The organism is Amycolatopsis sp. NPDC051061 (assembly GCF_040682935.1).
In the GTDB taxonomy this organism is placed as follows: domain Bacteria; phylum Actinomycetota; class Actinomycetes; order Mycobacteriales; family Pseudonocardiaceae; genus Amycolatopsis.
The window spans coordinates 223668-236131 of sequence record NZ_JBFBBZ010000012.1 but is presented as its reverse complement, the minus strand read 5'-3'; the positions used below and the strand labels follow the sequence as shown (position 1 = coordinate 236131).

The following is a 12464-nucleotide window of genomic DNA, read 5'->3' as shown; positions in this document are numbered from 1 at the left end:
TGGCCCGGCCGGCGCGGGCGGCACCGGCGCGGGCGGAGCCGGGGGCAGCGTGAACGGCGGCAGCAGCGGCGACACCGCGTGCGGCCACGCCGCGGGGGTGCCCGAGCGCGGGGTCGGCGCCTCTTCGAAGGCGCCCGAATCCGTCGGGTCGTACCCGGGCAGCCGGATCGGCCCGGTGTCGAGGTCGGCCTCGACCGGTTCGGAGCCCGCCTCGGAAGGCTCGGTCACACCCATCCTCCGGCTCGGTCGGTGCCCGCGGGCACACTCGTTCGACGCGGCCGCGGCGCTGCCGGTCCCCCTTGATACCGCACCCGGCACGGCCGGGCGCACGCGAGGTCAGTTCAACGCGGCGACCACGCGGGACGGGCTCGGGCGGCCGAGCTGTCCCGCCATCCAGGCGCTGGCCGCCACCAGCACGTCCAGGTCTACGCCGGTGGCCACCCCGAGGCCGTCCAGCATCCACACCAGGTCCTCCGTGGCCAGGTTCCCCGTGGCCGATTCGGCGTACGGGCAGCCGCCGAGCCCGCCCGCCGAAGAGTCCACTGTCGACACTCCACATCGGAGCGCCGCCAGGGTGTTGGCCAGAGCCTGACCATAGGTGTCGTGGAAGTGCACGGCCAAAGTACCGACATCGCCGAACAGCCCGATCAGGTGCTCGACCTGGCCCGCGGTCGCGACGCCGATGGTGTCGCCGAGCGAAAGCTGCGAGCACCCCATGTCCAGCAGGCGGCGCCCGGCGTCGGCGACCTGCTTCGCCGGCACCGCGCCTTCCCACGGGTCACCGAAGCACATCGAGAGGTAGCCGCGCACGTCCAGGCCGGCTTCCCGCGCCCGCGTGACGACCGGCTCGAACATCGCGAACTGCTCGTCCAGCGACGAGTTGAGGTTCTTCCGCGCGAACGTCTCCGTCGCGCTGGCGAAGATCGCGATGTGCTCGACGCCCGCGTCGATGGCCCGGTTCAGGCCCTTCTCGTTCGGCACCAGCACCGGGTAGCGGACGCCTTCGCGGCGGTCGAGCCCGGCCAGCAGCTGCTCGGCGTCAGCCAGCTGCGGCACCCACTTCGGGTGCACGAAACTCGTCGCCTCCAGCGTCGTCAGGCCGGCGCCCGCGAGCCGGTCGAGGAACTCCAGCTTGACCTCGACCGGGACGATCGTCTTCTCGTTCTGCAGCCCGTCGCGCGGGCCGACCTCCCAGATCGTGACGCGCTCCGGGAGATCACCCGCCGAGGGGACCCGCTCCGGCAGGCCCAGTTCGCGCGTGCCCATCAGCGGCGTCGGTCGCCGCGCGGCGGGTGGCCGCCCTGCGGCGGCAGCGGCTCGGTCTGCTGGGGGCCCGGGGCGGGCGGGCCGCCCGCCCGGTAGTCGTCGTACGGGTTGTCGTTGACCTCACGGTAGATCACCGTGTGCACCTTCTCGACGTGCGGGATGTCCTCGAACCGCAGCGGCTCGGCCGACGCCGACTCGATGATCAGCGTGCCGCAGCCGAACACCCGGTCCAGCAGGTCGTGCTCGAACTGGACGCTGTTGATGCGGCCCATCGGGATGTCGATGCCGGTGCGCTTCAGGACGCCCTCGCGGGCGATGAGGCGGTCGGTGGTCACGATGAAGTGGGTGGTGCGCCAGCGCACGAGCGGCGCCAGGAACAGCCACACGATCAGCACCAGGCCCACCACGGCGATGGCGATCAGCCCGACCGTGTTCCACGGCGAGCCGGCGTCCTTGGCGAGGATCGCCAGCCAGATGCCGGCGCCCAGGGTGACCAGGAACGCGAGCGTCGGGAAGATCAGCATCTTGAAGTGCGGATGACTGTGCACCACGACGTGCTCTTGCTCGCTGAGCAAATCGTCCGGATAAGCCACGGCGGACGCTCCCAAGGTCGGTGCGGCGATGTCGCCTCACCGTACCGGCGAGACGCCCGGCCGGTGAGTGCAACGCCCCGAAGAATCAGGCCGGGCGGACGTGGACCACGTCACCCGCGAACACGGTGTGCCGCCGGCCGCCGGTCAGGTCGACCTGGAGCTGCCCGGCGGCGTCGATGTCGGCCGCGCGGCCGGTGAGCGAGGTGCCGTCCGGGAGCTGCACCTCGACGTCCTGGCCGAGGGTCGCGCAGTGGGCGCGGTAGTCGTCCAGCAGGCCGGCCTCGGTGAGGTCGCCGCCCGCGCGCCGCCAGCGCTGCTCCAGGTCGTCGAACTCGGTGAGCAGCGCGATCGCGACGTCGGTGCGGTCGGTGTTCGTGGCGCCCAGCTCGGCGAGCGACGTCGCGGGCAGCCCGCCCGGGCCCGGCTGGACGTCGCCGAGGGGCAGGACGTTGAGGCCGATGCCGAGCACGATCGACGGCGGGTCCCCGGCGACGGCCTCGGCGAGGATCCCGGCGCACTTGGCGCCGCCGGAGAGGACGTCGTTGGGCCACTTCAGCGCGGCGTCGACCCCGACGCCGGCCGCGGCCGCCCGGACGGCGAGCCCGGCGACGACGGAGAGTGAGCCCAGCGTCGTGAACGGGACGCCCGGGCGCAGCGCCACGCTGAGGTACAGCCCGGCGCCCTTCGGCGAACTCCACTGGCGCGCGCGCCGGCCGACCCCCGCGGTCTGCTCCTCGGCGAGCAGAACGGTCCGGTCCGCGGCGCCGTCGTCGACGGCTTTCCGCAGGTCGGCGTTGGTGGAGCCGGTGCTCTCGACGACGTCGATCTTCGCGTACCGGTCCTGGAGCGCCGCGGTCAGCCGGGCGGCGTCGATCTCTGCCATGTGTCCACCATATGGGAGTCCCCCTAACGTGCAAGGCGTTCGCTCGTTCACACAGAGGTGCGCTCTTCTAAGTTGGACCCCGTGACGACCAAGCCGACTTCCTGGGCTCGTGGTGCGGCCCTGCGCGGCCTGGTCGCGCTGCCGCTCGTCGCGGGTCTGGTCGCCGCGGGCTTCCTCCTGGCCGACCGCTCCCCCGAACCCGCTCCGGCACCGCTTCCGGTGGCGCGTGACGCGGCGTCGGGTCCCTCGGTCCTCGAGGTCAGTGCACCGGTGAAGGCGCAGGAGCCGGGCCAGGGCGCGTCCGGCCAGGGCGGCAAGAGCCCGCTCCAGCAGTGGGCCGACCAGCTGTCCGGGCCGCTGGACATCCCGGCGGCCGCGCTGATCGGCTACGCGAACGGCGAGCTGACCCTGCGGAGCGAAGACCCGTCGTGCCACCTCTCGTGGGTGACGCTGGCGGGCGTCGGCTCGGCGGCGTCGAACCACGGCCGCGGCGGCGAGAACGTCCTGGGGCTGACGGCGGCGCAGACCAAGAAGTACGGCGCCGACGCACCGGTCGCGGCCGGGCGGGCCCTGTGCGCGGGCGGCACGGACCTCGGCACCGGCCCGGGCTGGTGGAAGGCGATCGCGGCGTACCACCCGGGCAGCGAGACGGAGCTGTTCCGTCAGCGCGTCCTCGGCACGGCCCAGCTGTACGCGACGCTCTCCCTGGACCCGGCGTCGGCCTCATCGCCGTCCGTTCGCGCGACCCGGTTCGCGTTGGGCCAGCTCGGCCTCCCGTACGTCTGGGGCGGCAACGGCCCCGACGCGGGCGCGGCGGGCTTCGACTGCTCAGGCCTGACGAAGGCGTCGTACGACAGCGCGGGCGTGAACCTGCCGCGAACGGCGGACAGCCAGTTCCGGGCGCTCCCGCCGGTGCCGGCGTCACAGGAACCCCGCCTGGGCGACCTGGTGTTCTACGGCAGCCCGGCGACGCGCATCCACCACGTGGGGCTGTACCTCGGCAACGGCCTGATGATCAACGCCCCGACCGAGGGCCAGGCGATCCAGATCCACACGTACCACTCGAAGGGCGACGACTACGCGGGCGCGGGCCGCCCGGCCTGAGTCAGCTCGCCCACCGCACGGGTCAGCAGGGCGGCCTCCTCTTCCTTGCACTCGCGGCGGCGACCGTGAACCGCATCCCGTCGCGGTACGGTCCGGCCGCGTGGACCCCGGAACAGCGGTCACCTCCGGTCGCCTCGATTCGTCGAAAGGGAGACGGCGGCTGCGGGCGAAAGGTGATCGATGGACGAACTGGCCGCGGAGTTCGAGGCGGAACGCGCGAGACTGCGCGGGCTGGCCTTCCGGATGCTCGGCTCGGCGGCCGAGGCGGACGACGCCGTCCAGGAGGCCTGGCTGCGCCTGAACCGCGTGGACTCCGTCGACAACCTGGCGGCCTGGTTGACGACGGTCGTCTCGCGCGTCTGCCTCGACGTCCTGCGCTCGCGGAAGGCCCGTCGCGAAGACCCGCTCGACCTCGCGCCGGAGGGCGCGGCCGAAGCCGATCCCGCCGGCGAAGTCGAGCTGGCCGACTCGGTGGGCCGCGCGCTGCTCGTGGTGCTGGACGCGCTGGGCCCGGCCGAGCGGATCGCGTTCGTGCTGCACGACCTGTTCGCGGTGCCGTTCGACCGGATCGCCCCGGTGCTCGACCGCACCCCGGTGGCGGCGAAGAAGCTCGCGAGCCGTGCGCGGCAACGGGTCCGCGGCACGTCGCCGCTGCCCCCGGCCGACCTGACGCGGCACCGCCGGGTGGTCGGCGCGTTCCTGGCCGCGGCCCGCGGCGGCGACCTCGAAGAGCTCCTGGACGTGCTGGCCCCGGACGTCGTCCGGCGCGCCGACGCGGCCGCGCTGCCGGTCGGAGGGGCCCTCGAGAAGCGCGGGGCCCGTGCCGTGGCCGAAGAGACGCAGGTGTTCGGGAAACGGGCCCGCTTCGCCGAAGCGGCCCTGGTGGACGGCGCGGCCGGCGTCGTCGTGGCTCCGCGCGGCCGGCTGCTGCTCGCCCTCGCGGTGACGGTCGAGGGCGAGCGGGTGGCGGCGTACGAGGTGATCGCCGACCCCGCCCGGCTCGCCGCGCTGCACGTCACGCTCCTCGCTTGACCCGGTAGGACAGGTGCGTGACGCCGGTCCCCTCGACGACCTCGGGGCCGGTCAGCGTGGTCGTGGCGTCGAGGCCCTCGAAGAACCGGACGCCGGAGCCGAGCAGCACCGGGACGAGGTCGACCTGGATGCCGTCGAGCAGGCCGAGGTTGAGGCACTGCTGCGCGATCTTGGTGCTGGCGACGGCGACGTTCTTGTCGCCGGCGATCTTCTTGGCCTGCTCGACGGCGCTTTCGATGCCGTCGGTGACGAAGGTGAACGGCGCGTCCGGGTGCGGCCAGTCCGCCGGTGCCTCGTGGGTGACGACGAAGACCGGCACGCCCATCGGGTGCTGCCCGCCCCAGCCCTGGGTGATGTCGAACAGGTGGCGGCCGGCGATCAGCGCGCCGACGTTGTCCATGGCGTCGCGCAGCATCTTCGCGCTGGCCTCGGAGGTCTTGAAGGTCGCCCACTCGACGGCGGTGGGCACCTCGACGTCACCGCTGCCGAACCACCCGAACAGGTGGTCGATGCGGTCCTCCGGGTCGGCGACGAAGCCGTCGAGGGACATGGACATGTTGGCGATGACGTCGGCCATTTCTAGCTCCTCAGTGCTGGTCGGAGGCGGTTTGCCTCGCTGATGGGAAGTCTTCCGCGATCGCCCGGCCGGAAGATCTGCCACCTGGCCGACATCCCGTGGCGGGGTGGCCGATGCCTTGACAGACCCGGAGGTCTTCGCGACTATGAACTTGTGTTCATGAACGCGTGTTCATGGTGAAGGAGATGGGGATGACCGGGATCGTCAACACCGCGCAGGCCGAGGCGTGGAACGGCTATGAAGGGGAGCACTGGGCTTCGCACGCCGATCGCTACGACGCGGTGAACAACGGGTTCAACGGTTACGTGCTCGACCGGGTCGGCGCGGACGACCGGGTGCTGGACATCGGCTGCGGCAACGGCCGGCTGACCCGGCTCGCGGCGGAGCGGGCCCGCTCCGCGACCGGGGTCGACCTGTCCGGGCCCATGCTCGCGACCGCGCGGGCGGGGGCGGCGGAGGTGCCGAACGTGACGTTCGAGCAAGGCGACGTCCAGGTGCACCCGTTCGCCGAAGGCGGGTTCGACCTGGCGGTCAGCCGGTTCGGGGTGATGTTCTTCGCCGACCCGGTGGCGGCGTTCGCGAACGTCCGGCGGGCCCTGAGCCCCGGCGGGCGGCTCGCGTTCCTGTGCATGACGGCACTCTCCGGCACCGACCTCGGCAAGGTGTTCGGGGCGATGGCGGAGTACCTGCCCCAGCCCACGGGCCCGGACGGCAGTGGCCCGACGTCGTTCGCGGACCCGGACCGCACGACGGCGGTCCTGACCGAAGCCGGCTTCGAGGACGTGGTGTGCACCCGCGTCGAAGCCGACCAGGTCTGGGGCCGCGACGTCCCCGACGCGGCGCGGTTCATCGCCGGCTGGGGCCCGGTCCGCCACCACCTGGGCATGGTCGACGACGCGACCGCCGCCAAGGCGAAGGAAGCCCTCACGGCGGCGCTGGAGCCGTTCGCCCGCCCGGACGCGGTCCGCCTGCGCGGGTCGGCGTGGCTGGTCACGGGAAGGAGGTCGTAGGCGCTGGTTCTACGATGGCGGTGATGTCACCGAGGAAAGCCGCGGCTCAGCGGGACGGCCAGTCCCTGCACGACCTCCTGGTCGAAACCGCCCAGAAGATGATCGCCACGCACGGGACGACCGGCATGACCGTGCGCGAGATCGCGCGCATGGCCGGTGTCGCCGACGGCGTGCTCTACAACCACTTCTCCGACAAGGAGGAGCTGGTGGCCCGGGCCCTCCTGGAGCACGTGCGCACGACGGAAGCGGAGCTGGGCGACCTGCCGGTGGCCGGCGAGGGCACGCTGGAGGGGAACCTCCGCCGCCACCTGGAGTTCGGTCTCGCCCTGCACAAGGTGATCGTGCCGGCGTTCAGCGGCCTGATCGGGCAGCCGAGGGTCCTGGAGAGGTTCGCGGAGATCAGCGAGCGATCCGGCTACTGGCGCGACCGCCTGCTGACCTACCTGAAGGAGGAGCGCGCTCTGGGCAGGTTGCGTCCGGAGTCCGAAGTGGACGCAACGGCGGCCATGCTGGTCGGCTACTGCCACGCCGCGGTACTGGCGAAGGTCTTCCCGCACACCGGCCCCCTGGACCCGCCGACGGTGGACGCGGTGGTGCGGGCGACGTTGGACGGCATCGCCCCTTAGCGCGGGGTCCTCCTTCACCCGACGCGCCCGCGGTACTTCCGCGCGGTCGCCGAGGAGCCGAACTTTTCCCGCGCCGCCGAGCGGCTCGGGATGGCGCAGCCACCGCTGTCTCGCTGACCTGCGCGGATTCACCGGACGGGCGACCCCGTCTTGGCCGGACGCGTCGGGCGCGGACCGGGCCTACTGGTCGGGTTCCTGCGGACCGCCGTCGAGGTCAGCGAAGCACTACCTCGACCGGGAGCCGTCCCGGCGGGCTGGCCGAGCACTCCGGCCGGCTCGGCCGCAGCTCAGCCCGCCTGCGTCGCGAGTTCGCCGCGGAACGTCGTGCGGTACGCGCTCGGGGACACTCCGAGCGCGGCCTGGAAGTGCTGGCGCAGCGAGGCCGCCGTGCCGAAGCCGGCTTCGGTGGCGACGCGGTCGACCGGCAGGTCCGACTCCTCCAGCAGCTGGCGGGCGCGCTCGATTCGTTGCTGCGTCAGCCATTGCAGGGCCGAAATGCCGACCTCGTCGCGGAAGCGGCGGGTGAACGTCCGGGTGCTCATCGCCTCGCGGGCGGCGAGTTCGCGCAGCGTCAGCGGGCGGTGCAGGTTCTCCAGCGCCCATGCCCGCGCCGCCTTCGTCGACGACGTGCGCGGCTCGGGCACCGGCCGCCGGACGAACTGGGCCTGGCCGCCTTCGCGGTGCGGGGAGACCACCGTGCCGCGGGCGACTTCGTTGGCGACGGCCGCGCCGTGGTCGCGGCGGATCATGTGCAGCACCAGGTCGATCCCCGACGCGACGCCCGCGGACGTCAGGACGTTGCCGTCGTCGGTGTAGAGCACGCACGGGTCGACTTCGACCTCCGGGAACCGGTTCTGGAGGTCGTCGGCGGAGCGCCAGTGGGTCGTCGCGCGGCGGCCGTCGAGGAGGCCGGCCGCGGCGAGCACGAACGCGCCCGTGCAGATCGACGCGATCCGCGCGTCCCCCGGGATCCGGTCCAGCGCCGCCGCGAGGGGCGGGGTCAGCACGCGCGCCATGGGCTCGTACTCGATCAGTGACGCGGGGACGATCACGGTGTCGGCCTCGGAGAGGACCTCGGGTCCGCGGTCGATCGGGATGGTGAAGTCCGAGTCGGTGCGGACCGGGCCGGGTTCGAGGGTGCACGTCACGACCTCGTACAACGGCTCGCCCGACGCCGAGCGCGCCTGCCCGAAGAGCCGGTGGACGATGCCCAGCTCCATCACGAGCATGCCGTGCCTGACCAGCACGGCGACGTGGTGACGTAACGGGTGCAGGAATTCGGCCATGGCTCGATTCTTGCACATGTTGGCTATCAGGCCACTCGACCGCGCCGGCGGCCCGGGTGACCATCGAAGTCATGAACGTTTTGTGGGTTTTCGCGCATCCCGAGCCGCGCTCGCTGAGCGGGGCCCTCCGCGACGACGGGCTCCGGACGCTGCGCGAGCTCGGTCACGACGTCCGGGAGTCCGACCTGTACGGGATGAAGTGGAACCCGGTGGTCGACGTCGCCGACTTCGGCGCCGAGGCCGGCGACGAGCGGCTGGTCGTCGGGGCGACGTCGGCCCGTGCGCACGCGCGGGGCGCGCTGAGCCCGGACATCGTCGCCGAGCAGGAGAAGCTCGACTGGGCGGACGCGGTCGTCGTGCAGTTCCCGTTGTGGTGGTACGGAATGCCGGCGATCCTCAAGGGCTGGTTCGACCGCGTGTTCGTGAAGGGATTCGGCTACGGCGTCCGAGCGGAGGACGGCCGCACGCTGCGCTACGGCGAGGGCCGGCTGGCGGGCAAGCGCGCGATGGTGGTGCTCACCGCGGGCGCCCGCGAGCCGGCCATGGGCCCACGCGGGGTGAACGGCGCGCTGAACGAGGTCTTGTGGCCGCTGCACCACGGAACGCTCTTCTACGCGGGGATGTCGGTCCTCGAGCCGCTCCCGGTCTACGGCGCCGACCGGCTGCCGGACGAGCAGTTCACCGAAGCCCGGAAGCGGCTGCGCGAGCGCCTGCGCACGCTGGAGACGGCGGACCCGATCCCGTTCCGCCCCCAGAACGGCGGCGACTACGACGAAGACCTGGTGCTGCGCTCGGACCGCGCCCCCGGCGCGACGGGCTTGGGTGTCCACCTCATGCCGGCAGGGTGAGCCGCGCCCCCAAGCCGCCGTCCACCGGTAGGTCCGCTCCGGTCGTGAACGTTGCCTCGAACGCCAAGAACAGCACCGCCGCCGCCACTTCCTCCGGCCTTGCGTGCCTCTTCAACGGCGTTACCTCGTCGCCAGTCTTCTTGAACGCCGCCAGCGTCGAGGCCGGCACCCCCGTCACCCCCATCGTCGGCGTGTCCGTGTAGCCCGGGCTGACCACGTTCACGCGGATTCCGCGCGGCGCCAGCTCGGCCGCGTACGTCAGCGCGAACGACCGCACCGCCGCCTTCGCCGCCGAATACGGGCCCATTCCCGCGATGCCCGCCCCGGCCGCCACCGACGTCGTGAACACGAACGATCCGCCCGGTCGCACCAGCCGCGCCAGCCTCTGCGCCGTGAAGTACGCGCCCTTCGCGTTCACGTCGAACGTGCGGTCGTAGATCTCCGGCGTCGCCTCCGGGTACGGCGTCAACGTCGCGAAACCGACGTTGATGAACACCAGGTCCAGCGAGCCGAGAGTGTCCGCGGCGACCGAGGCCAACGCGTCGATGTCGGCCAACGACGAAGCGTCCGACGACAGCAGGTGCGCCGGCAGGTCCAGGCCCGACACGTCCCGGCCCGTCGCCAGCACCTCCGCGCCGCCGTCCAGCAACGCCCGCACCACCGCCAGCCCCATGCCGTGGGTGCCGCCCGTCACCACGGCTTTCTTGCCCGAATACTTCACCGGATCTCCTCGATGACGCTCGCGATACTGTGCGAACCGTGGCCCGCCGCCACCGCACGGTCGAACAGCTCCCGCAGCACCTCGGGCACCGAAGCGCCGATCCCCTGCGCGCGGCTCGTCTCCACCAGCAGGCCGAGCCCGGCCGCGTTGATGTCCAAAGCGGACACATCCGTCGCGTAGTCACCGTCGGCCACCTGCGCGCCGATCCCCGGCAGGAACCCGCCGACCGCCGAAAGCCACGACAACGCCATCGGCGTGAATGTCGAAGGCGCGACCCCCTCGGTCCCCACCAGCGCCAGCGCGTGCAGGTACCCGGCCATCGTCGACCACATGATGCCCAGCAGCGCCAGGTCGTACAGCGCCGCCAGACCGGCGTCCTCGCCGAGGAACACCGGCTCCCCCAGCACCGACAACACCTCACGGTGCGCGGAAAACACCGGCGCGGAACCGCTGTACAGGATCCGTGACTGCGCAGTCCCGATGCCCTGCGGCACCGCCATGATCACGCCGTCCACGTAGTCGATCCCCGCCGACGACGCCCAAGCGGCCAAGTCGCGAGCCTCAGCCGGCGTTCCCGACGTGAGGTTGACCAGCACCTTCACCGAAGCGGCTTCCAGCACCGGCCGCTGACTGTCGTACGTGGACAGACAGCTGAGGACGACGTCAGCCGAAGCCACTTCCGCGGGCGTGGCCGCGAGACGCGCGCCGCGGTCGAGCAACGGACCCGCCTTGAGCGGCGACCGGTTCCACACCACGACGTCGTGGCCCGCCCCCAGCAACGCTCCGGCGAGGGCGGCGCCCATCCGCCCCAGGCCGAGCACGCCCATCTGTTTCTTGCTTTCTCCCATGCCGATCATGCTGCAACCAGCGCTTTACTATGGACAAGTACCGACTATTAAGTCAGGTACCCACCGAAAGGTAAGGATCCTGCATGCTGGCCAGAACCTACCGCTGCGGGCTCGACGCGGCGATCGACGTCGTCGGCGGCCGCTGGAAGGCCCTGATCCTGTGGGCGCTGCACGCCGGACCGTTGCGGTTCGGGGAGCTGAAGCGGAAAGTCAGCGGGATCAGCGAGAAGATGCTGATCCAGGCGCTGCGGGAGCTGGAGGCGGACGAGGTCGTGCACCGCGAGGTGTTCCACGAGATCCCGCCGAAGGTCGAGTACTCGCTGACCGGCCTGGGTCAGCGGCTGAACACCGCGTTGCTGCCGCTGGGCGACTGGGGCGAGGAGAACATGGCCGGCATCGCGAAGCGCCGCGGCGTCACGCCCGCGCCGCCGCATACTCCTTGAGCGTGATCGCGTTGCCCGCCTTGAGCGGCAGCTCCTCGATCACCTTGCGCCACGGCAAATACGGCAGCAGCTTGTAGTTCAGGTTGCGCAGCCGGATCCATCCGCGGGTCGGCGGCACGAACCACTTCCCGTTGCCCCGGGCCAGCTTCTGGCAGGCGTCCACGAAGCCGCGCATCTCGGACTCATACGCGCGGAACGCCGTGGCGTGGTCGCCGGCCGCGGCCGCGAGCTCGCCCGCCAGCACGTACGCGCCGACGATCGCGAGGCTCGTTCCCATTCCCGAGAGCGGCGCGGCGCAGTACGCGGCGTCGCCGACCAGCGCGACGCGGCCGCGTGAGTACGAGTCGAGCACGATCTGGCTGGCCGAGTCGAAGTAGAAGTCCGGCGCCTCACGCATCGCGTCGAGCAGTGTCGACGTCTCCCAGCCGGCACCACCGAACGTCTCCTCGACGATCCGCCGCTGCTGCTCGACGTCGCGGTGGTCGTAGTCGATCGGCGGGGAGCCGAACCAGAACAGCGCCTTCGCCTCCGCGTTGTCCCGCGCGCTGTAGACGCCGATGGTGCGGTTCGGCTCGTTGTAGAACCGGCCGACGTGGTCGAGGCCGAGATGGTTCGGCACGGTGAAGATCGAAACGTAGTACCCGAGGTCGCGGCGGTACCGGGACTCGGCGCCGAAGACCAGCGAGCGCACGTTCGAGTGCAGCCCGTCGGCCCCGATGACCAGGTCGAACTCGCGCGGCTCGCCGTGCTCGAAGGTGACCGTGACGCCGTCGTCGTGGTCGAGGACGCTGATGACCGAGTCACCGAAGACGTACTCGACGTCGTCCTTCGTGGCGTCGTACAGGATCCGCGACAGGTCGCCACGCAGGATTTCCAGCTCGCCGCTCTGGAACGAGGCGGGCGTGCCGGCCAGCGGCCGATCCGCACCGTCCACATAGGTCACGTCGCCCATCCGGGTCGCGGCCGCTTCGACCCGCTCCAGCAGGCCCATCCGGTCGAGGACCCGTAGCGACGCGCCGCGGAAGTCGACCGCGTAGCCGCCGTCGCGCAGCTCGGGAGCGCGCTCGACGACCGTCGGCGTGAAGCCGTGGCGGCGGAGCCAGAAGGCGAGAGCGGGGCCGGCGACGCTGGCGCCGGAGATGAGGACTCGTCGGTTCGTCATGCCGGGAACCATAACGACGATTTGGGCGATCGCGCAAGGCGTTCGCCTAAGACGTTCGTGCTAGG

General features: G+C 71.8%; 14 protein-coding genes and 2 pseudogenes. 7 read left to right on the top strand and 9 right to left on the bottom strand.

What is annotated here, in order from left to right; translation table 11 throughout:
* The 4 genes and pseudogenes from AB0N03_RS19015 to AB0N03_RS19000 all read right to left on the bottom strand — a co-directional run.
* A pseudogene (locus AB0N03_RS19015) lies at window positions 1–228 on the bottom strand (hypothetical protein); the annotation flags it as partial.
* A gap of 108 nt (window positions 229–336) precedes the next feature.
* Entirely contained in the window at window positions 337–1266 is a 930-nt protein-coding gene (locus AB0N03_RS19010; protein WP_364372950.1) for a hydroxymethylglutaryl-CoA lyase, read from the bottom strand.
* Entirely contained in the window at window positions 1266–1859 is a 594-nt protein-coding gene (locus AB0N03_RS19005; protein ID WP_364372947.1) for a PH domain-containing protein, read from the bottom strand. Before AB0N03_RS19005 ends, AB0N03_RS19010 begins: the two co-directional genes overlap by 1 nt.
* Before the next feature lie 85 nt (window positions 1860–1944).
* Entirely contained in the window at window positions 1945–2742 is a 798-nt protein-coding gene (locus tag AB0N03_RS19000; protein WP_364372945.1) for a biotin--[acetyl-CoA-carboxylase] ligase, read from the bottom strand.
* Window positions 2743–2823: 81 nt separating this feature from the next.
* On the opposite strand from AB0N03_RS19000, the gene AB0N03_RS18995 reads away from it, so the two are divergent.
* Window positions 2824–3846 carry a C40 family peptidase gene (locus tag AB0N03_RS18995; RefSeq protein WP_364372942.1) on the top strand — a complete coding sequence of 341 codons (1023 nt, stop codon included), beginning with the start codon at window positions 2824–2826 and terminating at the stop codon, window positions 3844–3846.
* Window positions 3847–4026: 180 nt separating this feature from the next.
* On the top strand, window positions 4027–4878 hold the full coding sequence (locus AB0N03_RS18990) for a sigma-70 family RNA polymerase sigma factor (RefSeq protein ID WP_364372939.1): 852 nt from the start codon (window positions 4027–4029) through the stop codon (window positions 4876–4878).
* Here AB0N03_RS18990 and AB0N03_RS18985 read toward each other — a convergent pair.
* Window positions 4862–5455, bottom strand: a complete 594-nt coding sequence (locus AB0N03_RS18985; RefSeq protein WP_364372936.1) for a dihydrofolate reductase family protein — start codon at window positions 5453–5455, stop codon at window positions 4862–4864. The two genes, AB0N03_RS18990 and AB0N03_RS18985, sit on opposite strands and share 17 nt — an antisense overlap.
* 191 nt (window positions 5456–5646) lie before the next feature.
* On the opposite strand from AB0N03_RS18985, the gene AB0N03_RS18980 reads away from it, so the two are divergent.
* The 3 genes and pseudogenes from AB0N03_RS18980 to AB0N03_RS18970 all read left to right on the top strand — a co-directional run.
* The gene (locus tag AB0N03_RS18980; protein WP_364372933.1) at window positions 5647–6465 is read left to right on the top strand and encodes a methyltransferase domain-containing protein; all 819 of its coding nucleotides are present in this window, start codon (window positions 5647–5649) and stop codon (window positions 6463–6465) included.
* Between the two features lie 14 nt (window positions 6466–6479).
* Window positions 6480–7091, top strand: coding sequence for a TetR/AcrR family transcriptional regulator (locus AB0N03_RS18975; RefSeq protein WP_364372930.1), 612 nt, complete (start codon window positions 6480–6482; stop codon window positions 7089–7091).
* A 30-nt stretch (window positions 7092–7121) separates the two neighbouring features.
* Window positions 7122–7205, top strand: a pseudogene (locus AB0N03_RS18970) (LysR family transcriptional regulator); the annotation flags it as partial.
* A gap of 173 nt (window positions 7206–7378) precedes the next feature.
* On the opposite strand, the gene AB0N03_RS18965 reads toward AB0N03_RS18970, so the two are convergent.
* Window positions 7379–8377 carry a helix-turn-helix domain-containing protein gene (locus AB0N03_RS18965; RefSeq protein WP_364372927.1) on the bottom strand — a complete coding sequence of 333 codons (999 nt, stop codon included), beginning with the start codon at window positions 8375–8377 and terminating at the stop codon, window positions 7379–7381.
* 71 nt (window positions 8378–8448) lie between these two features.
* Between AB0N03_RS18965 and AB0N03_RS18960 the strand changes: the two genes are divergently transcribed.
* On the top strand, window positions 8449–9225 hold the full coding sequence (locus AB0N03_RS18960) for an NAD(P)H-dependent oxidoreductase (RefSeq protein WP_364372924.1): 777 nt from the start codon (window positions 8449–8451) through the stop codon (window positions 9223–9225).
* Here AB0N03_RS18960 and AB0N03_RS18955 read toward each other — a convergent pair.
* Both AB0N03_RS18955 and AB0N03_RS18950 read right to left on the bottom strand, forming a co-directional pair.
* Window positions 9209–9946: an SDR family oxidoreductase gene (locus AB0N03_RS18955; protein WP_364372921.1), complete on the bottom strand. Its 738-nt coding sequence runs from the start codon at window positions 9944–9946 to the stop codon at window positions 9209–9211. The genes AB0N03_RS18960 and AB0N03_RS18955 overlap by 17 nt on opposite strands.
* Window positions 9943–10794 (bottom strand): NAD(P)-binding domain-containing protein, encoded by an 852-nt coding sequence (locus tag AB0N03_RS18950; RefSeq protein ID WP_364372919.1) that lies wholly within the window; start codon window positions 10792–10794, stop codon window positions 9943–9945. The genes AB0N03_RS18955 and AB0N03_RS18950 overlap by 4 nt, the downstream gene beginning before the upstream one ends.
* Window positions 10795–10877: 83 nt before the next feature.
* Between AB0N03_RS18950 and AB0N03_RS18945 the strand changes: the two genes are divergently transcribed.
* On the top strand, window positions 10878–11237 hold the full coding sequence (locus AB0N03_RS18945; RefSeq protein ID WP_364372916.1) for a helix-turn-helix domain-containing protein: 360 nt from the start codon (window positions 10878–10880) through the stop codon (window positions 11235–11237).
* On the opposite strand, the gene AB0N03_RS18940 is transcribed toward AB0N03_RS18945, so the two are convergent.
* Window positions 11209–12399 (bottom strand): FAD-dependent monooxygenase, encoded by a 1191-nt coding sequence (locus tag AB0N03_RS18940; protein ID WP_364372913.1) that lies wholly within the window; start codon window positions 12397–12399, stop codon window positions 11209–11211. The two genes, AB0N03_RS18945 and AB0N03_RS18940, sit on opposite strands and share 29 nt — an antisense overlap.
* Window positions 12400–12464 lie beyond the last annotated feature (65 nt).

Coding starts and splice junctions, on each gene's coding strand:
- AB0N03_RS19010 (WP_364372950.1), bottom strand. CDS start 1,266: ATGGGCACGCGCGAACTGGGCCTGCCGGAGCGGGTCCCCTCGGCGGGT.
- AB0N03_RS19000 (WP_364372945.1), bottom strand. CDS start 2,742: ATGGCAGAGATCGACGCCGCCCGGCTGACCGCGGCGCTCCAGGACCGG.
- AB0N03_RS18990 (WP_364372939.1), top strand. CDS start 4,027: ATGGACGAACTGGCCGCGGAGTTCGAGGCGGAACGCGCGAGACTGCGC.
- AB0N03_RS18985 (WP_364372936.1), bottom strand. CDS start 5,455: ATGGCCGACGTCATCGCCAACATGTCCATGTCCCTCGACGGCTTCGTC.
- AB0N03_RS18980 (WP_364372933.1), top strand. CDS start 5,647: ATGACCGGGATCGTCAACACCGCGCAGGCCGAGGCGTGGAACGGCTAT.
- AB0N03_RS18975 (WP_364372930.1), top strand. CDS start 6,480: ATGGCGGTGATGTCACCGAGGAAAGCCGCGGCTCAGCGGGACGGCCAG.
- AB0N03_RS18965 (WP_364372927.1), bottom strand. CDS start 8,377: ATGGCCGAATTCCTGCACCCGTTACGTCACCACGTCGCCGTGCTGGTC.
- AB0N03_RS18960 (WP_364372924.1), top strand. CDS start 8,449: ATGAACGTTTTGTGGGTTTTCGCGCATCCCGAGCCGCGCTCGCTGAGC.
- AB0N03_RS18950 (WP_364372919.1), bottom strand. CDS start 10,794: ATGGGAGAAAGCAAGAAACAGATGGGCGTGCTCGGCCTGGGGCGGATG.
- AB0N03_RS18945 (WP_364372916.1), top strand. CDS start 10,878: ATGCTGGCCAGAACCTACCGCTGCGGGCTCGACGCGGCGATCGACGTC.
- AB0N03_RS18940 (WP_364372913.1), bottom strand. CDS start 12,399: ATGACGAACCGACGAGTCCTCATCTCCGGCGCCAGCGTCGCCGGCCCC.